The 21,116-nt window shown below is 70.4% G+C and carries 19 protein-coding genes; 4 read left to right on the top strand and 15 right to left on the bottom strand.

Features of this window, described 5'->3' with window-relative positions:
* Window positions 1-119 precede the first annotated feature (119 nt).
* The 5 genes from ADK64_RS35925 to ADK64_RS35905 all read right to left on the bottom strand — a co-directional run bounded on the left by ADK64_RS35925 (window position 120) and on the right by ADK64_RS35905 (window position 6,464).
* The gene (locus ADK64_RS35925; protein WP_053666243.1) at window positions 120-509 is read right to left on the bottom strand and encodes a DUF6009 family protein; all 390 of its coding nucleotides are present in this window, start codon (window positions 507-509) and stop codon (window positions 120-122) included.
* Window positions 510-771: 262 nt separating this feature from the next.
* Window positions 772-2,388 carry a DNA primase family protein gene (locus ADK64_RS35920; protein WP_053666241.1) on the bottom strand — a complete coding sequence of 539 codons (1,617 nt, stop codon included), beginning with the start codon at window positions 2,386-2,388 and terminating at the stop codon, window positions 772-774.
* Window positions 2,385-3,434 carry a bifunctional DNA primase/polymerase gene (locus ADK64_RS35915; protein ID WP_053666239.1) on the bottom strand — a complete coding sequence of 350 codons (1,050 nt, stop codon included), beginning with the start codon at window positions 3,432-3,434 and terminating at the stop codon, window positions 2,385-2,387. The genes ADK64_RS35920 and ADK64_RS35915 overlap by 4 nt, the downstream gene beginning before the upstream one ends.
* A 571-nt stretch (window positions 3,435-4,005) precedes the next feature.
* Window positions 4,006-5,202, bottom strand: coding sequence for a ParB/RepB/Spo0J family partition protein (locus ADK64_RS35910; protein WP_053666236.1), 1,197 nt, complete (start codon window positions 5,200-5,202; stop codon window positions 4,006-4,008).
* Window positions 5,199-6,464: a ParA family protein gene (locus ADK64_RS35905; RefSeq protein ID WP_053666235.1), complete on the bottom strand. Its 1,266-nt coding sequence runs from the start codon at window positions 6,462-6,464 to the stop codon at window positions 5,199-5,201. Before ADK64_RS35905 ends, ADK64_RS35910 begins: the two co-directional genes overlap by 4 nt.
* A gap of 884 nt (window positions 6,465-7,348) precedes the next feature.
* Between ADK64_RS35905 and ADK64_RS35900 the strand changes: the two genes are divergently transcribed.
* The 3 genes from ADK64_RS35900 (at window position 7,349) to ADK64_RS35890 (ending at window position 9,274) form a co-directional block, all read left to right on the top strand.
* On the top strand, window positions 7,349-7,801 hold the full coding sequence (locus tag ADK64_RS35900; RefSeq protein WP_053666233.1) for a MarR family transcriptional regulator: 453 nt from the start codon (window positions 7,349-7,351) through the stop codon (window positions 7,799-7,801).
* Window positions 7,801-8,112 carry a hypothetical protein gene (locus ADK64_RS35895; RefSeq protein WP_053666256.1) on the top strand — a complete coding sequence of 104 codons (312 nt, stop codon included), beginning with the start codon at window positions 7,801-7,803 and terminating at the stop codon, window positions 8,110-8,112. Before ADK64_RS35900 ends, ADK64_RS35895 begins: the two co-directional genes overlap by 1 nt.
* Window positions 8,113-8,503: 391 nt before the next feature.
* Window positions 8,504-9,274, top strand: a complete 771-nt coding sequence (locus tag ADK64_RS35890; RefSeq protein ID WP_053666231.1) for a hypothetical protein — start codon at window positions 8,504-8,506, stop codon at window positions 9,272-9,274.
* A 28-nt stretch (window positions 9,275-9,302) separates the two neighbouring features.
* On the opposite strand, the gene ADK64_RS35885 is transcribed toward ADK64_RS35890, so the two are convergent.
* From ADK64_RS35885 to ADK64_RS35875, 3 genes are all read right to left on the bottom strand, one after another.
* Window positions 9,303-9,584, bottom strand: coding sequence for a helix-turn-helix domain-containing protein (locus tag ADK64_RS35885; protein ID WP_234384841.1), 282 nt, complete (start codon window positions 9,582-9,584; stop codon window positions 9,303-9,305).
* A gap of 244 nt (window positions 9,585-9,828) precedes the next feature.
* Window positions 9,829-11,292: a multicopper oxidase family protein gene (locus ADK64_RS35880; protein WP_053666227.1), complete on the bottom strand. Its 1,464-nt coding sequence runs from the start codon at window positions 11,290-11,292 to the stop codon at window positions 9,829-9,831.
* A 60-nt stretch (window positions 11,293-11,352) separates the two neighbouring features.
* Entirely contained in the window at window positions 11,353-11,841 is a 489-nt protein-coding gene (locus ADK64_RS35875; RefSeq protein WP_053666225.1) for a PhzA/PhzB family protein, read from the bottom strand.
* Window positions 11,842-12,136: 295 nt separating this feature from the next.
* Here ADK64_RS35875 and ADK64_RS35870 point away from each other — a divergent pair, with 295 nt between their 5' ends.
* Window positions 12,137-13,135, top strand: a complete 999-nt coding sequence (locus ADK64_RS35870; RefSeq protein ID WP_053666223.1) for a methyltransferase — start codon at window positions 12,137-12,139, stop codon at window positions 13,133-13,135.
* A 67-nt stretch (window positions 13,136-13,202) separates the two neighbouring features.
* Here ADK64_RS35870 and phzG read toward each other — a convergent pair whose 3' ends face one another.
* From phzG to ADK64_RS35835, 7 genes are all read right to left on the bottom strand, one after another.
* Window positions 13,203-13,898, bottom strand: coding sequence for a phenazine biosynthesis FMN-dependent oxidase PhzG (gene phzG / locus ADK64_RS35865; protein WP_053666221.1), 696 nt, complete (start codon window positions 13,896-13,898; stop codon window positions 13,203-13,205).
* Window positions 13,891-14,730 (bottom strand): PhzF family phenazine biosynthesis isomerase, encoded by an 840-nt coding sequence (locus tag ADK64_RS35860; RefSeq protein WP_053666219.1) that lies wholly within the window; start codon window positions 14,728-14,730, stop codon window positions 13,891-13,893. Before ADK64_RS35860 ends, phzG begins: the two co-directional genes overlap by 8 nt.
* A 179-nt stretch (window positions 14,731-14,909) precedes the next feature.
* Window positions 14,910-16,841: an anthranilate synthase family protein gene (locus ADK64_RS35855; protein ID WP_053666217.1), complete on the bottom strand. Its 1,932-nt coding sequence runs from the start codon at window positions 16,839-16,841 to the stop codon at window positions 14,910-14,912.
* Window positions 16,838-17,461 carry an isochorismatase family protein gene (locus ADK64_RS35850; RefSeq protein WP_053666215.1) on the bottom strand — a complete coding sequence of 208 codons (624 nt, stop codon included), beginning with the start codon at window positions 17,459-17,461 and terminating at the stop codon, window positions 16,838-16,840. The genes ADK64_RS35855 and ADK64_RS35850 overlap by 4 nt, the downstream gene beginning before the upstream one ends.
* 81 nt (window positions 17,462-17,542) lie before the next feature.
* Window positions 17,543-18,727: a 3-deoxy-7-phosphoheptulonate synthase gene (locus ADK64_RS35845; RefSeq protein WP_053666213.1), complete on the bottom strand. Its 1,185-nt coding sequence runs from the start codon at window positions 18,725-18,727 to the stop codon at window positions 17,543-17,545.
* A gap of 7 nt (window positions 18,728-18,734) precedes the next feature.
* A complete protein-coding gene (locus ADK64_RS35840) occupies window positions 18,735-19,877 on the bottom strand; it encodes a ScyD/ScyE family protein (protein WP_107093187.1) in 1,143 nt (380 codons plus the stop codon).
* A gap of 124 nt (window positions 19,878-20,001) precedes the next feature.
* A complete protein-coding gene (locus tag ADK64_RS35835) occupies window positions 20,002-20,985 on the bottom strand; it encodes a carbohydrate kinase family protein (RefSeq protein ID WP_053666209.1) in 984 nt (327 codons plus the stop codon).
* Between the last annotated feature and the right edge of the window lie 131 nt (window positions 20,986-21,116).

Raw genomic sequence — 21,116 nt, 5'->3', positions numbered from 1 at the left:
CCCCAGCGACTGAAAAGCGACTGAAAGAAGGTGACGGTGCCCGGAACGTCCGCGAGAACGCCTTGAGCGACCCTGCAGCACCTCTCCAGCCGGGGGGCGTCACGCGGCCCAGAAAACGTCTAACGGGAGACCTGCGTGCCTGTGACAGCAGCGGGCCCCCGCTGGGAACGCGGGGTCTTCTCCCCCACCCTCCTGACCTCGATCGTGCGTGGGTCCACGGCTTCCCCGGGCGCGCCCTCCTGGTACAGGCCGTCGGGCTGGGCGTCCCGGTCGTGCGGCAGCAGGAAGAAGACCCGGCGGCGGTACAGGCCGCTGTCGGGGTCCGCCTCGGCGTGGTCGTCGAGTTCGGCGTAGCCGACCATCCGGCCGTCCCGGGCGTAGCGGGGCTTGTTGCGGCGGCGGGGGGTCTTGTCGAGGGCCTGACGGACGTAGTCGAGGTTCTCGGGGTCCTCCAGCCACACCACGTGCGCTTCGTGGGTGAGATCGCCCTCGGTCAGTAGCGAGCTCATGGCCGCTGCCCCTCCTGTGTGTGCCGGGCCGGGCGGCGAGCCGCCTCGGGGTGGGGCGGGCCGTCCGCTGTGCGGCCTGGCGCTGCCGGACGATCGTAGGCCGCACAGCGGCGAGTCGGTAGAGGCGCCAGGCCGCACAGCGGACGCCGCCGGCGGTGGGACGCGGGAGTGATTACGGCGTAATCACCTCGGCGGTGGGGTCCGTGGGTGATTACGCCGTAATCACCCACGACCGGGCCGGGGGGATGTGCTGAGGGTGGATTCATGAGCGTGTGTCCAGCAGGGCGAGGCGGGGGTAGTACTTGCGGCCGTTGGATTTGATCATGTCGGCGGGCGAGGCGAGACCGACCTCCTGCCGGACCCGGGTGGCGAAGGCGCGGGCGCCTGCCGGGCGGATGCCCTCGCCGGCACTGCACCAGGCGACGTACGCGGTGTAGAGCAGGCCCTGTTCGACGCGGGGGTCGGGCTGGACCTCCAGGTCCCGGGTGCAGCACTCGGTGAGGAAGCGGCCGATGTGGTCCTCGGTGTTGGCGTATGCGGTGGTCGCGATACGGACGCGGTCGGGGCCCTCGAGGCTGTCGCGGGTGGTGAGGTAGCGACGGGCGCCGTCGATGAGCCACTGCAGGATGCCGGGGCCTTCGTCCCGGACGAGTTCGAAGGCCAGGTTGTCGATCTTGCGATGCTCGGGGACCGTACGCTCGAAGGGCAAAAGGCGGATCCGGCGCCAGAACGCGAAGCCGCCCGTGGTGACTTCGGGCCGGTGGTTGCCCAGCAGCCACAGGTGGTGGGTGGGCGTGAAGGAGAAGTAGTCCTGCCGCATCCGGCGGGCCTTGATCTTGTCTCCGCCGGTCAGCAGCCGCACCCGGGCCTCGTCGAACTTGTCGTTCGGCTTGAGTTCGCTGCACACGATGAGCCGGCGGCCGTGCAGTTCGGTGAGTTCGGTGGAGTGCTCGGAGAAGGCCCCGCGGTCCATGAGGAATCCGGGCGGCGCCGCGTCCGCGTAGTCCCCCAGGATCTGGATCATGGTGTCGAGCAGGACGCTCTTGCCGTTCTTGCCGTGGCCGTGCAGGAAGGGCAGGACCTGGGCGCCGACGTCACCGGTGATGGAGTAGCCCAGCAGCAGATGCAGGAAGTCGATCATCTCCCGGCCCTCGGCGTCCTCGCCGAAGGTGTCCGCCAGGAACCGGTGCCAGCGCGGCGTCTCGCTGCGCTGCGGGGCGACGCTCGTGGCACGGGAGTGGAAGTCCCGGGTGGGGTCGGCCTTGCGCAGCAGGCCCGTGTTGAGGTCGACGATCCCGGCCGGGGTGCACAGCGCGTACGGGTCGCCGTCGAGCGTGTCGGGATCCACGGAGAGATCCGGGGAGGCCTTCGCCTGGGTCAGAAGGGCCTTCATGCCGGTGGTCGACAGGGTCCGCTTCTTGTGCCGGAGCAGCTCGCGGTCGTTGAACAGTCCGCGCGGATCGCTCTCCGGCATCTCCTCGGCCATCTCCCCCGCAGCCCACAGAACAGCCTTCTCTCCCCCGGCCCGCTTCCACCGGTAGCCGTCCCACGCATACCAGCCCAGGCCCTCGACATGGCGGAACTGGTCGCGGTAGAGCCGGACGAACAGCTTGGCGTTGCCACGGTCGCTGAGACTGCTCGGTACCAGGGCGGAGGGCAGCTGGGTGATTACGGCGTAATCACCGGCGGGGGGCTGCGGGCTCCGCCGGTCTCCCTTGGAGGGGGCGGTGATGACGCCGTAATCACCGGGCGGCTGAGCGGCCGGCGAGGACTGGGCCTGCGCGGGCAGCGCTGCCGGGCGGGCGGCCGCCTTCTCCAGGTCCAGCATGTGCTGAGCGGCGGCGCTGGCGTCGAAGCGCGGGGTCTCGGCGCTGCTCATGAACGTCCTTTGAGGTGAAGCGGGCGTGCGGACCCCGCGGCGAGGCCGTCGTCGATGATGCGGGCGTTGCGGGAACTCTGCCGGGGCCGCGCGGTCTCGGCGGCCCCGCGCAGCAGAGCCCGCGCGGTGTCCTCGTCCAGATACCCCGCCGCTGCGAGCCCTCCGGCGGTGTAGGCCGCCTTGTTGAGCTTCTCGGTGAAGGCCGCGCCCTCGGGCGTACGGGCGCACGCGGCCACATCGGCCAGCAGCGGCTCGAGCACCCGTTGCCCGTCGGCTGCCGTGACAGCTCCCGGTCGGCGGGTGATTACGCCGTAATCACCCCGGTCCCCTTCGGGCCGGGTCCGAAGGGACAGCCGCCGCTGCTGGATCAGATGCCCGGTCCGCCCGAGTTCCCCACCGAGCCAGTCGGGCAGCGGGGCGGGCAGCCGGGCCGGTCCCTCGGGCTGGTAAGTGCCCTGAGCGGTACGGGTGGTGGGGGCCACGATGTAGCCGCCGTCCGCCCGTACGTCGACCTGCCACGCCAGCGCGACCTTGGTGCTGGACCCGGTCGAGCAGCGCAGCCGGGTGGCCGGGCGCGGATTGCGGTACCAGATGTGCAGGCCCCCGGACGGGGTGCGCACGCGCAGGGTGCCGGTGTCCTCGGCCGGGCTGGGCTGTCCGCGCAGCGCGGCGAGGAGTGCGAGGGTGTCGAAGCCGGACGCAAGTCCCCGCAGGTTCACGGAATCGTGGATGGGGATGCCGGGCAGCAGCCGGTCGCGGTCCGGAACCTGAGCGCTGTGCGCGTCGACGTCGATGACGACCAGGTCCGCTCCCCCACAGGCGATCCCGACGCCACGGCCCGGGGTGCGCGCCCACCAGCTGTCGATCAGCGAGGCGTCGGTGGTGGCGGCGTGGAACCCGTGGCACGGGCGGCCGACGGGCAGACAGGCGCAGTCGGCGGGCAGATGCGACCGTTCCTTGCAGGAAGGACAGTTGGCGACCGGCGTCTTGCGGCCCGGCGCGAGGGGATGCACCGGCCACCCCTGCTCCGCGCACCAGCGGGCCACGGCATGGGGTGATGCGGGCCGCACTGGAGCTGCGGACTCTCTCGTCACAGCGGGGCCGGGCAAGCGTCCGTCCTTCTGCCGGGGTTCCGATCCCCCCGGGAATCGGAGGGACTGTAGGGACTGTATTTCGGAACACTCTAGGACCCCGGCTCGCCGCAGAGGGCACAGCTTTCCCGCGTGGCGGGGCATCAGGCCCTCCGTCCCTACCGCCCCTTGAGCCCGCCTCAAGTGACTCAGGGGGGTCTGTCCCGAGGGACCAAACACTTCGGTCCCTGCTAGAGACCCTCCCTTCAGTCCCTGGGTGTTTCCGCAGGTCAGAGGGGGAATCAGGGGTCTGGCAGGGACTGAAGGGACTCAACGCGCCAATTATGAGCTAGTTCTGTTTAATAGGCTTCTTATATACGCGCGCGTATACGCGCGCACGCATAAAGGCTTATAACTGGGAAGTTGAGTCCCTTCGGTCCCTGCTGGGCTCCTCAGACGCTTCTGACCTGCGTTTTTGTCAGGGACTGAAGGGCAGGGACCGAACCGTTCCAGGCACTGTGGTTCGGTCCCTCGCCTCGGCGATGATTCACTCCACCCGGGGAGCGGCCTGCTCGACCAGGGACTGAGCCAGCTCGACCAGCCGGCTCGCATCCCGCTCCAGCCCCTTGGTCCCGAGGAAGCGCAGCAGATCGAAGAACACCTCGTCCGAGGGAATCTTCGCGTCCAGCAGCATCGCCAGTGATCCGGGCTCGTCGTACGGCACCTTCCGCAGCCGCTGCTCCGGCTGTTCACCAGGTTCGGCCGTGCGCGTCGAGGAGGCATGGGCACGCGGCTCGGGAATCCTCTCCGAAGCCGCAGCCCCCGCTGACTCCCCCGGCTCCTGCGGTTCTTCGGGAGGACGGGTGATTACGGCGTAATCACCGGCAGGCGTCTCCGGGCTCTCCCCCTCCTCCTCGGAAGGGCCGGTGATTACGCCGTAATCACCGGCCGGCTCTCCACCCGCCGCCGCGCGCGGGGTGATTACGGCGTAATCACCCGGGCCCCGCCGAGGCTCCTCCGCACGGGCCCGGTCCTCCGCTTCCTTCCGGGCCCGCTCCGCCTTCAGTTCCTCCAGGGCCGCCTCCTGCTGCTCGGCGGGCTTGTTGCCGACCGCCCGCAGCAGATCGATGGGCTCCTCGCCGATACGCGCCTGGAGTCCGGGCGTCAGGTTGAGCAGGGCCAGCCGCTGCGAGACCCAGCCCTGGGAGCGATGCAGGCGCTTGGCCAGGGCCCGCTGGCTCCCGTGGATCACCAGCAGCCGCTGCAGCGCCCGCGCTTCGTCGATCTCCTCCAGCGCCTGCCGGTGGATGTTGGCGACGAGGGCGGACTCGAGCAGCTCCTCGGAAGTGGCTCCCTGGTCGTCGCTGACCATCACCTTGATGGTGGCCAGCCCGGCCTCACGCGCCGCGGCGAGCCGGCTGCTGCCGTCCACCACGACGTACAGGGTGTCCGCCTCGAGGGCGTTCTCCAGCCCCGGGTTGGCCTTGACGTAGGCGTCACGGTTCATCACCGTGATCGCCTGCTTCTGCCCGTGGGTCTTCAGGCTCCCGGCGAGGTCGGTCAGGTCTCCAAGACTGGAGCGCGGGTTGTCCGGGTTCGGACTGATGCGATGGACGGGAAGTTCCGAAGGAGCCGCAACGCCCTCGGTGGGAACCCCGGTCGCGGCGGCCACGGCCTGGCGGCGGGCACTGACCGGCCGCGCCCCGCCGAACCGGCCGGTACCGAGCTGATCGGCCTTGCTCACAACACCTCCCTGGCCAGCGCACGCATACCCACCGCCTGCTGAGACTTCGGCGCGTACGACAGCAGTGGCCGCTTCACCCGCACGGCCTCCTTCTGCTCCTTGAGGTCACCGATCAGACCGACGACCCGCGGATCCTTTATGTCGACCCAGCCCTGAAGGGAGGAGGTGGCGATGTACCCACGCCGCGAGTCGTACAGGTTCACGACGATGCCGAGGTAGTCGATGTCGATCTGAAGGTCCCCGCGCAGATCGTCGATCTGCGTCGTCAGCAGCTCATAAGCGTCCGCGGAACTGTCCTCGGCCTGTACGACGATCAGGGCGCCGGACTGCCCTGCCCGTTCACCGTCGCGGCGGCGCCCGTAGTACGCCGCGGCGTCCATGCTCAGCCCGAGGCTCGGCGGGCAGTCGACGATGATGACGTCGTAATCACCCTCCAGCGGAGCGAGCGCCCGCTCCAGGGCGGCCTCCCTGGCCCGCACCGCCGACAGCCGTACGTCGAGCAGGAAGGCGTCGTTGCAGGCGGGCAGCAGGTGCAGCCGGCCACCGAAGACGTCCTCGTCGACGGAGACGATGAGGTCCCGCAGGGCCCCCTTGGGCTCGCCCGCCATGTGGTTGGTGAGGCTGTCACCGTTCATCGGCAGGGGAGTGGCGCCCAGTTGGTTGGTGAGGTGGCACTGCGGGTCGAAGTCGACGAGCAGCACCTTCAGCCCGGGCCCCGGCAGGTTCTCGATGTCGAGCGGATCGTCCACCGGTTCGGTGTCGCCCGCCTGCGACTCGCTCGCGCGCAGGGCCTTGGTGAGCGCCTTCGCGACGCGCACGGGATGCAGGGCGTTGGAGTCCTCGGACAGGGCCTCTCCGAGTCCCGCGGTGATCGCGGTCTTGCCGACCCCGCCCTTCTGGTTGCAGACGATCATGCGCCGGGTGACCTCGGGCCGTTCCACGTCCGGCGCGGGATTGGCATCGAGCCAGAGCTGCACGGACTGGCCGAGTCCCTGAATGAGCGACACCCGCCGGTCGGCCGCGATCTGCCGGAACTCCTCCCACTGCCCCGGAGGCAGGAAGGTGGAGAACGAGTCGGCACCGGAGGTGTCGACGCTCTGCACGGTGGAGGCCAGACTGCACCAGTGCCTGATGCCCTGCTCAACGGCGGTCTGGATGTCGATCCCGTACTGGGCGGCCCTGACTTTCAGGTTCTGCCGGAGCCGTCCCGGCAGTTTGGAGACGACCTTCTCGCGGTCGCTGAAGGAGGCTGGAGAACTCATGACGGCACCATACTAACGTTCCTGATCATTTGTGAGCCCGACACGTTAGCTATGAGTCATCCTCGAGGGGTCGGCGGGGCCTCGGGGGTGATTACGCCGTAATCACCCGCCACCCCGCATCACTCGCCACCCCGCCCACGTCATCCGGGCGCAGAACTCTCCTGCCGGTGCCGGTCCGTCCCCGGGTGCGGGTCACAGACCGCACTGGCTGGGCAGCGTGGTACCAGGGGCCTTCGCCGGCCCCTGGACCCCGCTGCCCCTCCACTTCCCGGCGCGAATCCGTTTCGTCGTGGCCCGGACCGTGCGCGCCGGAAAGCGGAGGGGACGTGTGCCGGGCGAAGGCCGGTGGCCGACGGACTCCTCCTGGTGCAGCACGTGACCTGCACCTGCGGGCGGCACTGGGGCAACCGTCGTGGCGCCAGGGCCGGACCGGGGTAGGCATGTTCCGAGGCCGAGCTGCAGTGCACTCACCAACCGCCGAACCGCCAACCCCGGAAAGGGAGCGACGGCGGACCTGTTCACTAGGGAAGAGAGCGCACCTGCCAATATCCCTCTGACCTGCATAAACGCCTCGAACAACCAAGATCGCACGAACTGCCAGGCAGTTCCGCCAACAGCACAGGCAGTTCCAGGGAACTGCCACCACGATCCTAGGAACTGGGTACCCAGTTCCTGAGACAGCGGCAGATTGACGTGACGTACATGAGTCCCGCCCCTGAGGGCCTGGGAGCGGCAGGTGCGGACCCTGAGCGGCACGGCAGCCGACACGGCCGACAGGCGGACCTAATTGACTTCCTGCTCATGTACGTTAGGTTCATCTGGTCGGCCTCAGCGCCGTCCCTCATGAACCAGCAATCAACCCCCCCCCTTCCACGGAGGGCCCGTTGGGAGCAGTACGCAGACTGGTCGACGCCGACACGGGCGAGCCGGTCCCCTATGCGCCGTACGCCTTCTCCGGCAGGCACACACAGGTCGACAAGGCACGCGTCGAGGCGATCACCGAGTCCAAGGCGTTCACGCCCAGTCAGAAGTTCCTCGTCCTGTGGTGGATCGGGGTGTCCCCCGAGGGTATGGAGCCGCTGCGAGCCACCGGTGCGGACATTGCCCAAAGAGTGGGGATGTCGACCGATGCCGTAGGAAAGATCAACAGGAAGCTGGTCAAACACCGCATCCTGATCGTCCGAGGACGCGTCGGCAACTACAACTTCTATCGGATCAGCCCGTACATCGCCTTTCACGGCACAGGGATCGAGCAGCGTGAAGCCGTGAAGACGTGCAACCCGCCGGACATCCCCGGATTCGACGACAATGTTCCTGCACGGTGGGAGGCCCAGTGATCAGCAGCGACGACAAGCAGAAGAACCTCGAACTGCTGGAGAAGACGGCCGGGATGAGCGCCAACCAGCGTCTCGTCGTCATGCTGTACGCCCTCCACCCGACCGACCGCTCCGGCGCCGTCCTCGAGACCGCGGCCAACCTGGCCAAGCTCGTCGGCATGGCCCCGCCCGTTTTCTCCCGCACCCGCAAACAGGTCATCGAGGCCGGCTGGCTGGAGGAGACCGAGCGGATCGGGCACATCAAGTACTACCGCCTCGACCCCAAGCGCATGGGGGAGAAGGTCGTCGTCCCTCTCCGGCGCGCGACCTGACGTTCCGGGGAGCGCTCCTCATTGACGTCACGTACATGAGGTCAGCTCCCCAGGACGTTCCGCTTAACCCTGAGGCAAGGGCAACAGCCCACCGCACCGGCCAGGCGCGGCGACCCGCGTACGCCTCCACATGTGCCCGCGCTGGCCAATAGTTGCTCAAAGTAACGGCGCGGTACCGTGCCGGCTGACATCATCAGCTCTACTCGCGGCAGCTCTCGACGAAAGGTGCGCCGGCGAGAGGACCGGGCGCTGGTGCGACATGCCGAGGGGGAGGCCTGCTCGGCTTCCGTACGCTGACGACGGTCCGGCCTGTCCGTGGGACGTCTTGGGGGCGCCGTCGATGAGTTGGTTTCACCCTGCCTGGTTAGCCGATTACGCGCTGCCGGCCGCCGTGAGCGCGGCCATCGCGTGGATCGGGCTGGCGCGCGAGTTCGCCGGCAAGGGACGGCTGCTGGGCAGCTGGGCGTCGTCCGGTCTGCTGCTGCTCGTGCTGGCGCTGATGGGGGCGGTGGCGGCCGCCGCGGTGGTCCTGCTGCCGCACGCGGCGAAGATCCCTCCGGTGCTCGCGGGAGCCGCCACGGGCGCCACCGCGCTGCCCCGCCGCAGACAGGACGAGACGGCGCAGCCCTACGTCAGGTTCATGACGCTGGGGATCGCCCTGGCCAGGGAGCGGCTGGTGCAGCGAGTGCACCTCGACGCCTGCACCTGGTCGGACCGCTTTCTTCTCGGTATCGAAACGTCCGCCCAGCTCAGGGTGTTCGTCCACGACCTCAAGCTGTACCTGCTCGAGCGGCATCCGCTCACCGCCGAGACCAAAATGATCAACGCCATCTACGCTGATGCCGAGAAGGCGATCGACACGGCACTGGACGTGCAGACCCGCATCGGCGAGGCGTGCCGGGACGGCGAACTCACCTGGCGGCGCGACCCCACCCCCGACGAACTGTTCTCCCAGCGCCAGGCGTTCGGCACCGCCCTCGCCCAGTGCGGACACCTGCTGCACTTCGCGTACGTGCACGGCCGCCGCAGCGAGATGGAAGAACTCCGGGTCCTGCGTGCGAAGGCGATGTCCAACGACGCGTTCCACAGTCCCGCGCTGCCACCGCAGCGACGCTGGTACGACCGCTGGCTGACCCGCCGACACGGGGCGGGACGACTTTGAGACACAAGCGGCCGGTCCCGACCGACGCTCAGTGGTGGGCCGGAAACCCCGTGCTCCTGACGGCCGCCGGGCCCACGCTGCTGCAGGCCTGGGCGTCCGCCGGCTGTGTCCGGGGACAGAAAGTGATCTGGACGTCGGCGTCCAGGGCCTCCGCCAAGGCGGCCAGCGTCCGAACCGTCAGGTTCGCGTCCCCCGACATGATCTGGCTGACCCGTCCGGGACTGACACCCATCGCCTTCGCCAGATCGGAGCGGCTCTTGCCCAGCCCCGCAAGCAGGCCGGCCAGGGACGCCGTAGCCTGCCTCGCCACCTGCGAGGCCGTTAATTCCGTCCGACTCTCGTCACGAGCGAAGAACCCCACGGCTCACCCCCAACTCAGGCTGCGGCAACACTTGTTGCCACACCATCAGGATGCCACCTTTAGCTATAACTAAAAACTCGGTTGCTGGAAAATCTACGCCCGGCACCCCCCGCTCAACCCGCTGACCTGCGACAGCACCGACAACGGAACGGACGGAAAGTCACCGTGTCGGGTGTACGGGCAGCCGGCCGGGTCAGGCTATCTTCATCGTCGCCATCATCCCCATGGCCGAGTGGTCGAGCATGTGGCAGTGGTAGACGTACTCCCCGGTGTACGTGTCGAAGGTCGCCTGGAGCTTGACCGTCTCGCCGGGCTGGAGCACCACCGTGTCCTTCAGCCCCGATTCCGCGGGTCCGGGCGGGTTGCCGTCGCGTTCCAGTACCCGGAACTGGACCAGGTGCAGGTGGAAGTTGTGCGCGGCCTTCGTGTTGGCGTTGGTGACCGTCCACACCTCGCTGGCGCCGTAGCGGATCGAGGCGTCGACGCGCTGGGGGTCGTAGATCTTGTCGTCGATGTAGGCCTGCGGGTCGGCGCGGCCGTCCTCGTCCATGCGCAGCACGACGGTGCGGCTGTTGGTGGGGGCGGGCAGTGCTGGCAGGGTGCGCAGGACGGACGGGACGGAGCTGGGGTCGTCCGCGGTGCGGGTGACGTCGAAGCGCATCACCTGGCCGACCTGCTCGACGGGGCCGCGGCCCGCGGTGTTCTCAAGGACGACCTGGGTGCCGACGGGGTAGCGGGAGAAGTCGATGACGACGTCGGCACGCTCGCCCGAGGACAGGTAGACGGACTTGGTGGTGTTCGGGCTGGGCAGCAGTCCGCCGTCGGAGCCGATCTGGATCAGGTCGCCGCCGTCGGCGAGGCGCAGCTCGAAGAAGCGCATGTTGGACGTGTTGGCGAAGCGCAGCCGGTACTTGCGGGCGGCGACCTCGAAGTAGGGGTAGGGCGCGCCGTTGACCAGGAGGGTGTTCCGGTTGCGGTCGCTCATGGCGTACAGGAGCTGGCCCGTGGGGTCGAAGTCGGCGTCGCGTATCTGGACGAGGACGTCGTAGCGGCCCTTGGGCAGCGGCAGGGCGTCCTCGGCGTCGTCGCCGAGCAGGTAGCTGCCCTGCAGGCCTCGGTAGACGTTCTCCGATTCCTGGTGGTGGGCGTGGTCGTGGTACCAGAGCGAGGCGTGCGGCTGCCTGTTGGGGTAGGTGTACACGCGTGTGGCACCGGGGTCGATGACGTCCATCGGGCCGCCGTCGCTCTGCTGCGGCAGCGAAGCGCCGTGCAGGTGGCGTGAGATGGGCACGTCCAGGCCGTTGTGCTGGATGACGACGACGGGGCGGTTCCTGCGGGCCTTGATGGTGGCGCCGGGGAACTGGCCGTCGTAGGTGAACAGTTCGGTCTGGATGCCGGGCAGTATCTCCTTGGTGACCTTGCGCGTGGTGACCTCGTAGGTGTCCACTCCGCCGCCGGTGGAGACGGGCCGGGCCACCGGTATCAGCGGCATCGGCACCTTGAACAGCTCGACGGCCGGGGCCGTGGTGTCGGCCGGGGCCGGTGTGTCGCTCGCCTCGGCGCCACGGGCGGTGAGCAGGGGCAGCAGCGAGGCGCCGGTGAAGGCGGTGGATGCGACGGCGATTCCCGCGCCGAGCGCGCTGCGTCTGGTGGCCACGATCAGGTCCTCCTACGGGGCATGCCTGGTGGGGGTCGGCGTGTTGGGGCCGGCACGGGATCAGGTGGGGATGCCCTCGCGCTTGATCTCCGGTACGGGGATGCCGAGCGCGCGCAGTTGCTCGAAGGGGTTCATGAACTCACGGTTCTGCACGATCTTTCCGTCGTCGAGGACGAAGGAGTGCAGGAAGTGGTTCTCGTAGTAGCCCTCCGGGTAGCCGGGGAAGCGGATCTTCCCGTGGCCGTCGCACTCGACCCAGAAGTGGTTCGGGTCCTGCGTCTCGAAGACCTGGATGTTGTACCACTCCCAGTCCGGGAAGCATTCGAGCGACCAGACACCGTGCTCGGCCAGGCGGTCGCGGCCCTTGATGACGAGGGGTTCGCCGGTGTCGTTGGTCCACAGGCCGCCGCTGCCGTGCTCGACGAACAGCTCGTGCCGCTGCAGGCGGGCGGGGCCCTTGGTGTCCGCCAGGTATGTCTCGACGGTGGCGCGGTTCTTGCGGCGCAGTTCGGCGGCGTCGGTGAAGCCCTGCGAGTGTGCGTCAGCCATGGATTCCCCCAGCGGCGTTGTGCGGAGCGCGAGGTGCGAGCGCGCGCAGCGGTCGAGGCACATCATCGCCGCTGACCGCTCGGCATCGGCTCGACGCTCACTCGCACCCGCCCGGCCGAGTGGTCCTCGAGCCGGGCACCAGGGGCGGCTGGCAGGCTGGGGGTACGTGCCCGGGCCCGTGCACGTCCATGCGCCCTTGCACTGGGCAGGGGCCGAGAGAGGGGACACCTCTTCGATGGCAGGCGCGCGTCCTGAGGCGGCGGACCTCTTGCAGTCGTCCGGCGGTTCGCACGGCATGGATACGGCGGACGAGCTGCTCGAACTTTCCCTGGGATACCTGTACTCGGCGGCCCTGCACACCGCCGCACGCTTCCGCATCGCCGACCGCCTGGCCGAGGGGCCGCGCAGCGCCGGTGAGCTCGCCGAGGACGCGGGGCTCAGCGGCCCGCACCTGCACCGGATCCTGCGGTTCCTCGCGACCAGGGGTGTCTTCCGCGAGGACGGCGAGGGACGCTTCCACCTCACGCCGATCGCCGACCTGCTGCGCACGGACAGCGAGCAGTCGCTGCGCGACTATGTCCTCGTGCGCGGTGAGCCGGTGTTCTGGCAGTCGGCCGCCCAGCTGCACGAGGCGGTGCGCACCGGCACCACGGCCTTCGAGAACGTGTACGGGATGCCGTTCTACGACCACCTCGCCGCCGACCCGGACCTCGGCAGGGCTTTCAACTCCAGCATGGCCGCGTTCTCCGAGGCGCTCAGCAACGGTGTCGTCGAGGCGCTGGACCTGTCCGGGTGCCGGACCGCCGTGGACGTGGGCGGCGGGCGGGGCGGTCTGCTGCGGGCGGTGCTGCGGCACAACCCGCACATGACGGGGGTGCTGCTCGATCTGGAGTCGGTGGTGGCCGGGCATGTCCTGGACGTCCCGGAGGTGGCCGGCCGCTGGAGCGTGGAGGGCGGGGACTTCTTCGTCTCGGTGCCGTCCGGCGCCGACGTCTACTTCCTCAAGCACGTGCTGGCCAGCTGGCCGGACGACGCCTGCGTTCGCATCCTGCGGACGTGCCGTGCGGCCATGCCCGCGAACGGACGGCTGATGGTCGTCAATGCCCTGATCCCCGAGGACAACGAGCCGCACGCGGGGAAGACCGGCGATGTGCTGATGATGACGGTCCTCAACGGCCGGGGCCGCACCGCCGCCGAGTACCGGACGCTGCTGACCACGGCGGGCTTCGCGGTCACCCGGGTGCTGGACACGTCGTCGCACGCGTCGGTCGTCGAGGCGGTCGTGGCCGGCTGAGCGCTCGGGCCCGAAGCGGCACTGCGCCCGGTCGCGGGTTGTCCCGCGGCCGGGCGCGGTGCGTCCGTCAGGGCTGGAGCCGGGTGAGCGTCCACTCGTCGCCGGTGCGGTCGTAGCGCAGCCGTTCGTGCAGGCGGTCGGTGCCGTTGGCCCAGAACTCCACGGAGGCCGGTTCGAGCCGGTAGGCGGCGAAGCGGGCCGGGCGGGGCAACGGCTCGGCGGGGGCGGCCAGTTCCCGGGCCCGGGCCCGCAGCCGGTCGACGTGGTCGAGGCCGTCCAGCGGCCGGCTCTGCCGGGAGACGGTGCTCATGGCGTGGGTGAACACGGGCCGCGCGAGCCACATCGACTCCGCCTCGGCGTCGGAGAGCCGGCGCACCGGGCCGGCGAGGGTGATCTGCTGACTGGTCTCCCGCCAGTACAGGACGCCCGACGCCCACGGGTTCTCGGCCAGCTCCCGCCCCTTGCGGCTGTCGGCGTGCGTCAGGAAGACGATCCCGGCGTCCGTCGCCGCGCTGATGGTCACGATGCGCGAGGAGGTACGGCCCTGGGCGTCGGCGGTGGCCAGGGCCAGCGCGCGGGGCTCGCGCACCGCGTGGGCGGCACCGTTCTTGAGCCAGGCGGCGAACAGGCCCATCGGTTCGGGGGGCGGGGTGCGGAACTCGGGGAAGTCCACGTCGATGGTGCCGGTGAGGGACTCGGAACGGGTGGAGCCGCGGCGGCCGGCCGCGTCGGCAGGGGGGTTCGACGGGGACTGGTCAGACATGGAGCACTCCTTCGAGAGTGACGACACCGGGGCCGGCGACCTCGACGGAGTCGACCCGGTCGCCGGCCCCGTGGGCGAGGGCGCTCATGGGGGAGGGGCGGCCGATCTCGACGCCCTGTGTGATCTCGACGGGCCGTCCGTAGGGCGCGAGGCCGTACCGGGCGAGGTGAATGGCGATGGGCCCGGCCGCGGAGCCGGTGGCGGCGTCCTCCACCACTCCGTACGCGGGCGAGAACATACGGTTGCGCCAGGAACGGCCCGAACCGGCATAGCAGTTGACGGCCATGTCGGGGAAGCGGGACAGGGCGCGGTGGTCGGGGTCCAGCTTCGAGAGGGCCTCGACGCTGTCGAGGCCGACGAGGACGTGCCGCGGGCCGTTGCGGTAGATCTCCACGGGGAGCATCGAGGCGCCGGTGCCCAGCGCGTCGAGGAGTTCCCCGGTCCGGTCGAAGGGTTCCCACACGGGCACCGGCTGGCGCATCCGGGCGATGACGGGCTCGCCGTCCGCGCGCTCCAGAGTGAAGGGGATGACGCCCATGGCGGTCTCGATGCGCAGTCGTCCGGTGGGGCTGCGGTCGCCGAGGGCGATGGCGGTGCCGAGCAACGGGTGGCCCGCGAAGGGGAGTTCGTTCACGGGGGTGAAGATCCGCACATGGGCGTCGTTGCCGTCCTGGCGGGGACGCAGGACGAACGTGGTCTCGGAGAGGTTCATCTCCCGTGCGATGCGTTGCATCTGGTCGGCGCTCAGGTCGTCGCTCTCGGGGAAGACCGCCACCGGGTTGCCGGTGAGGGGCTGTCGGGCGAAGGCGTCGACGACGACGTAGGCATGCATGTGGTCTCTCACTCGTCGTGGGTCCGGCCTGCGCGCCGCGGCGGGCACCGGTCGGGTGCCCGCCACGGCGCCCAGGGTCGGACTGCGCGCGTCGCCGGGCACCGGTCGGGTGCCCGGCAGGCCGCACAGGCCGGCCCGGAGCGCGGGGTCGGCTCCGGGGATGCTGGGGGAGGGGCGGCTCAGACCGGTACGGGGGCCGATGCCGGGGCGAGCAGACCGACCAGGCTGGCGCCCATGATGCGCGGCCCGTCTCGAGTGAGCACGGACTCCGGGTGGAACTGCACGGAGGCGAAGTGTGGCGCGCGCAGTGCATGGACCTCCCCGGTGCCCGGGTCCCGGCTGACCCGGACGGTGCCCGCACCGTCCGCGGTGAACTCCTCGCGGTCGCTGACGAGCGCGAAGGTGTTGTAGAAGCCGACCCGCTCGGCGGTGCCGAACAGCTCGATCTCCTTGTGTACACCCTGGTTGGGCACGGCCCTGCGGCGCAGGGGCAGGCCGAGCCGGAGCCCGAGGACCTGATGGCTCAGGCACACGGCGAGGAACGGGCGGCGCTCGCGCAGCAGGGTGTCCACCGCCGTGTGCAGGTGACGCATCTTGGGATGCGCGGTCAGCTGCGGATCGCCGGGACCGGGGCCCAACACGATGAGGTCGTACCCGTCGAAGGCATACGTCTCGTCGAAGCGGCGGACCGTCACCTCCAGTCCGAGACAGTTCAGCTGCCGGCCCAGCATGGAGGTGAAGGTGTCCTCCGCGTCCACGACGAGGACGCTGCGGCCGGCCAGTTCCGGTGGGGCCGGCGCCGCTGCCGCGGTGTCGGCCATCCAGAAGTCGGCGAGGGAGTCGTTGCGCCGCCGCAGTGCCTGGCGTACCCGCGGATGGTCGGCAAGGCGCCGTTCCCCGCCCCCGTTGAGGGCGGCGACGAGCGCGGCCGCCTTGGCGCGGGTCTCGGCGGCTTCGGAGGCGGGGTCGGAGTGCCGCACGATCGTGGCTCCGACGCCGATGCCGACGCGGCCCTCGGCGGAGATGTCGGCCATGCGGATGAGGATCGCGGAGTCCATCACGCGCTGCCCGTCGGCGTCGCGCCCGATGAGCGCCGCGGCACCGCTGTAGTAGCCGCGGCCGCCCGGCTCGTACCGGTGGATGGCACGGCAGGCGCTCTCCAGCGGACTTCCGGTGACCGTGGGCGCGAACATCGTCTCGTGCAGGATGTCGCGCACGTCACGGCCGGTGCGCCCCTCGATGAAGTACTCGGTGTGCGCGACCTTGGCCATTTCCTTCAGGTACGGGCCCACGACCTGGCCGCCCGTGTCGCAGATCCTGGCCATCATCTTGAGTTCCTCGTCGAGGACCATGTACAGCTCGTCCCGCTCCTTCTCGTCGCCGAGGAACTCCATCACGCCTTCGAGCGTGGGACCGGAGGAGGGGTAGCGGTAGGTGCCGCTGATGGGGTTCATGACGGCCGTGCCGCCCTGGAGGCTGACGTGCCGCTCGGGCGAGGCGCCGACCAGGGTTCGGGTGCCGGTGTGGATGAGGAACGTCCAGTGGGCGCCGGATTCGCGTTCCAGCAGGCGGCGGAAGATCGAGGGGGCGCTGTGCGGTCCGTAGCCGGTGATGTCGGCGACGAAGGTGCGCTTGATGACCAGGTTCGCGCCTTCCCCCGTGCCGATCATCTCCTTGACGACGCGGCGCACCACGTCCTCGTACGCCGCGTCGTCGACGTCGAAGGCCCCGCCCGCCAGCGGGGTCGGCACCCGGGGGATGCGCGTCAGGGCCTGGGCGAGCGGGAGCTGTTGCCCGCCGGCGACGGTCATCGCGACCAGGGGGGTGCCGTCGTCGGCGCAGGTGTAGCCGCGCTCGGTGAGCTGCCGGTAGGGGATGACGACGAGGACTTCGTGGTGCGCCGCGGTACCGGGAGGCGGGGCCGGGGGCAACGGGATGTCGGCGAGCGTGCCGGGCAGCGACACCGCGCCGGTCAGGACCTCGACGACATCGTCTCCGGTGGTGCCGGGCCGGTGCAGCAGGGCGAACGCCTGGTGCTGCCCGTCCAGTACGGCGTCCAGCAGGTCGCCGGCCCTCTCGTGCCCGTCGGCCGCGGGCGGTGTGTACGTCATGCGAACACCGCCTTGGCCGTGGTGACGCGGGCGCACAGCTCGGCCGCGTGGGTGAGGGCCGAGCGGTGGTGTTCCGGGGAGAAGTCGGCCGTGGCGTCCGCGACGAAGAACGGCTGGATGTCGTGGGTGAAGGCGTCGACGGCGGTGGCCAGTACGCCGACGTGGGCGTAGACGCCGCACAGGACGAGCTGGTCGCGGCCCGCGGCGCGCATCCGCTGGAGCAGGTCGGTCTTGAAGAACGCGCTGTAGCGCCATTTCGTGAGCAGCCAGTCGCCGTCGGCCGGTGCGAGGGCGTCGACCACCTGGCGGTCCTCGGGCTCGGGTCGCATGCCCGGTCCCCAGAAGTCCTTCAGCAGACCGCGTTGTCCGTCGGTCATGCCACCCGGCTGGGCGGTGTAGGCGACGGGGACGGCGAGTGCGGCGCAGCGCTCGCGCAGCCCGGCGGCGTTGCGGACCAGGTCCTGGCGCAGACCGTGGGGGAGGGGCTTGAGGAAGTAGCGCTGCATGTCGTGCAGGAGCAGGACCGACCGGCCGGGTTCGGCGTGCCAGGACACGACGGGCGCGGGCAGGTCGCCTTCGCCGGGCAGCGGATAGGGGGCGATGGGGGGTATGCCGGTCATGGCTCTCGGTTCCTTGGCTCGATGCGTGCGTGCGCGGGGGCGCGCCGGATGGAGCGGACGGGGTGGCGCGGGGCAGGGACGTCAGGTGGCGCGGGCGGTCCAGGAGGAGACCACCGAAACGGCCTGCGACGGGTTGAGGCGGGGATCGCAGTGCGAGGTGTAGCGCTCTGCCACGAAGTCGAGTCCGGCCTCGGTGAAGGCGCATTCGGTGACGTCGTCCGGCGTGGTCTCCAGGTGCAGTCCGCCGGCCACGCCGCCGCCTGCGCGGACGGCTGCCACGAAGCGGGAGACCTCCAGCGAGACGGTCCGCACGAGCCGTGTCTTGTGGCCGCTCGGTGCGGTGACGGTGTTGCCGTGCATGGGGTCGGTGAGCCAGACGGCGGGATGGCCCGCGCCGCGGACGGCCTCGACGAGACGGGGCAGCCGACCGGTGACGGCGTCGGCTCCCATGCGCGCGATGAGGGTCAGCCGGCCGGGATCGCGCCATGGGTCGAGCCGCTCGCACAGGGCGAGCAGTTCGCCGGGTTCCATGGTGGGGCCGACTTTGCACGCGACCGGGTTGCTCACCTCGGCGAGCAGGGTGACGTGGGCGCCGTCGACCTGGCGGGTGCGCTCACCGATCCACGGCCAGTGGGTGGAGCCCAGGAAGAGCCGTCCGGCCTCGTCGGTACGGAGCATGGGGATCTCGTAGTCGAGGAGCAGCGCCTCGTGGCTCGTCCACACGGCGGGACGGACGGTGCCGGGTGCCCTGCCGGGTGCGTGCCAGCCGAGGTGCTCCACGATGTCGCCGGCGGCCATGTAGCCGGTGAGGATGCGCAGGGGGTCGGGCCGGCGGCTTTCGCGGTCCGGCTCCGGGGCGTTGACCATGTGGCCGCGGAAGGCGGGCAGTTCCACGCCGTCGACGACTTCGGTGGGCCTGGAGCGGGGTTTGGCGAACTGTCCCGCGATACGTCCCGCTCGTACGACGGGGTTTCCGGTGATCAGGCCGAGCGTCCCGGCCAGCAGGTCGAGCAGGGCGGCCTTGCGTGCGATGTGCTCGCGTGTGCACTCGCCCGGGTCCTCGGCGCAGTCTCCCGCCTGCACCACCAGGGCCTCGCCGGACGCGACCCTGCCCAGCAGGGAGCGTAGCGCGGCCGTGTCGTCGGCGCGTACCAGGCTGGGGCGGGCGGCGAGTTCCTCGCCCACCCTGGCCAGTTGCCGGCGGTCGCTCCACGCGGGCTGCTGGAGTGCGCCGCGGATACGGATCTGGCGTATGACGTCGTCCATGACCGTGCTACCGCTGGGCGGGGAACTTCACCAGTTCACCGCTGGTGCTCAGCGTGTTGTCGGTGACGTAGACGTCGCCGTTCCGGCTCACGGCCAGGCCGCAGGCCTGGTACAGCCGGTCACCGGTGTCGATCGTGGTGCGGGCGCCGGTCCTGGTGTCGATCCGGGTCAGGGCGCCGGGCCCCGACTCGGCGGGCGGGGCGCCGCTCCGGGTGCCGTAGGACAGGGCGATCAGGTCGTCGCCGTGCGGGTCGGGGGCGAGGTCGGTGATGTCGGTCAGGCCGGTGGCGAGGACGGTCGGCCTGCTGCCCGGGACGTAGCGCCAGATGCGGCTCTTGCCCTGCTGCATGCCGCTCAGGTCGGCGATGTAGAAGGCGCCGTCGCGGCCGCGCACGATCCCGGTCGGCACCGCGTGGAGCTGTCCGGCCGGGGTCGCCGGGGTGAGGGCCGGGGAGGGGGCCTGTGCGACGTTGTCGGGGAAGACGAACTCGGTCGTGGTGGTGCCGTCGGGGTGGACCCGGATCAGGTCGTTGGCGGCCGCGTCGGTGACCAGGAAGTCCCTGCCGTCCCGGACGAACTGGTCCGGGTTGGAGAAGACCAGGTTGTTGCCGTCCACGGAGTCGGGGTCGTGCCGCAGCTCGTGCTCGGCCAGGTCGCCCAGCACCTTTCCCCCGGACGTGCTGAGTGTGCCGAACACCTCGGCGCCCGGGCCGAGCGCCACACGGTTGGCGGGTACGCCGTTCAGCCCGTAGAGCACGAGGTAGGTGCCATGACCGGCGTACTCGGCCTGGACCGCTCCGTTGACCGCGGTGCTGCCGTCGGCGCGGACGCCCAGCTCGGAGGGCAGACCGGTGACGACCCGGCCCTGTGCGTGGCCCTTGACCCGGTACAGGGAGCCGCTGAAGCCGAAGCACCGGGCTCCCGGCTGCGTGCAGGGGGTGGCCGGGCCGCTGCCGGCCTCGGCGATCAGGAGTGAGCCGTCGGGCTGGATCCGGACGTCACGCGGGTTGTGCAGCCCGCTCGCCACGACCACGGCCTCGGGCGTGTGGGTGCGGGGCACGGCCTGGCTCGGGGCCGCGGTAGCTGCGCCGGCGATCAGGGCCGCCGCGACCACGAGGGCCCGCGTACCGGACTTGCTTGCACCAGGCATGATTCTCCTCAACTGGGTGCGACCCGCGTCGCCTCGGACGCGGGAAGATGTGTCCGTCCTGCGCTGGACGGGGGTGCTCAGGCGGCAAGTGCCGCCCGGTGGGCCTCGATCCGGGGCGTCGCCCTCACGTCAGCCCCCGCAGATGTGTCGCGAGATGAGCCGCGCAGCCCACCCCGTACGTCGTCCGCAGCCGCGCGAGCACAGACTCCCGGTACAGCCGGTACTCCTGTGACCCGACGTAGTCCAAGGCGGTCGCGGCAAGGACACAGCCCAGCTGGGCCGCGCACCGTTCCGGCACACCCCACGCCGTCCCGGCCAGGAACCCCGCCCGGAAGGCGTCGCCGACCCCCGTCGGATCCACCACACCCGGCACCTCCACCGCGGGTACGACCAGCTCCGGGCGGCCCTCCCGGCGGACACGCACCCCCGCCGCACCCCGTGTGGTGACCCAGCAGCCCACCCGGCGCAGAAGCTTTGCCGGGCCCAGCCCCGTACGCTCTTCGAGCAGTGCGGACTCGTACTCGTTGGTGAACAGCCAGCGTGCGCCCTCGATCAGCTCCAGCACCTGAGCCCCGCTCAGCCGCGCCAGCTGCTGCGACGGATCCACGGCGAAGGCAATCGCCAGATCCCGGCATGCGCGTGCGTGCCGCAGCATGGCCTCCGGATCGTCCGGCGAGATCATCACCAGCCCCAGCCGACCGGTACGCCCGACCACCCGGCGCAGATCGATCCCGCGGGCCTGCGTCATCGCCCCGGCATGGAACGTGGCGATCCGGTTCTGCACGCGGTCCGTCGTGCAGACGAACCTGGCCGTGTGGTGCTCCTGGCTGACCAGCACGGAGTCCGTGTCGACCCCGTGCTGCTTCAGCCACACCCGGTAGGGCTCGAAGTCGTCACCGACCGCTCCGACCAGAACCGGCCGCAGACCGAGCAGTCCGAGACCGAAGGAGATGTTCGCCGCCACGCCGCCCCGGCGGATCTCCAGCCGGTCGACGGGGAAGGACAGGGAGACCCGCTCCAGCCGGTCCTCGGTCAGTTGCTCGGCGAAGCGTCCGGGAAACACCATCAGGTGGTCGGTCGCTATCGATCCGGTCACCGCGAGACGCACGGGCGGCACTCCTCGAGCCTCGGCGAAGACCGGGTCACGTGGTTTTCGTGGCGGTGAGGATGGCCTGGACGGGGATGACGTCGGGCGGGATGTCGGCGGGGTTCTTGGTGATGGCCTGGGTCACCTTGAAC

The sequence above is a fragment of the Streptomyces sp. MMG1121 genome (assembly GCF_001280015.1).
Lineage (GTDB): Bacteria > Actinomycetota > Actinomycetes > Streptomycetales > Streptomycetaceae > Streptomyces.
Note: the sequence above shows the minus strand (reverse complement) of the source record. Positions and strands in the feature narration are given on the sequence as shown.

Excerpts from the sequence above, each read along its gene's own strand:
- ADK64_RS35925 (WP_053666243.1), bottom strand. The coding sequence starts at position 509 with ATGAGCTCGCTACTGACCGAGGGCGATCTCACCCACGAAGCGCACGTG.
- ADK64_RS35920 (WP_053666241.1), bottom strand. The coding sequence starts at position 2,388 with ATGAGCAGCGCCGAGACCCCGCGCTTCGACGCCAGCGCCGCCGCTCAG.
- ADK64_RS35905 (WP_053666235.1), bottom strand. The coding sequence starts at position 6,464 with ATGAGTTCTCCAGCCTCCTTCAGCGACCGCGAGAAGGTCGTCTCCAAA.
- ADK64_RS35875 (WP_053666225.1), bottom strand. The coding sequence starts at position 11,841 with ATGGCTGACGCACACTCGCAGGGCTTCACCGACGCCGCCGAACTGCGC.
- ADK64_RS35870 (WP_053666223.1), top strand. The coding sequence starts at position 12,137 with ATGGATACGGCGGACGAGCTGCTCGAACTTTCCCTGGGATACCTGTAC.
- phzG (WP_053666221.1), bottom strand. The coding sequence starts at position 13,898 with ATGTCTGACCAGTCCCCGTCGAACCCCCCTGCCGACGCGGCCGGCCGC.
- ADK64_RS35860 (WP_053666219.1), bottom strand. The coding sequence starts at position 14,730 with ATGCATGCCTACGTCGTCGTCGACGCCTTCGCCCGACAGCCCCTCACC.
- ADK64_RS35855 (WP_053666217.1), bottom strand. The coding sequence starts at position 16,841 with ATGACGTACACACCGCCCGCGGCCGACGGGCACGAGAGGGCCGGCGAC.
- ADK64_RS35850 (WP_053666215.1), bottom strand. The coding sequence starts at position 17,461 with ATGACCGGCATACCCCCCATCGCCCCCTATCCGCTGCCCGGCGAAGGC.
- ADK64_RS35845 (WP_053666213.1), bottom strand. The coding sequence starts at position 18,727 with ATGGACGACGTCATACGCCAGATCCGTATCCGCGGCGCACTCCAGCAG.
- ADK64_RS35840 (WP_107093187.1), bottom strand. The coding sequence starts at position 19,877 with ATGCCTGGTGCAAGCAAGTCCGGTACGCGGGCCCTCGTGGTCGCGGCG.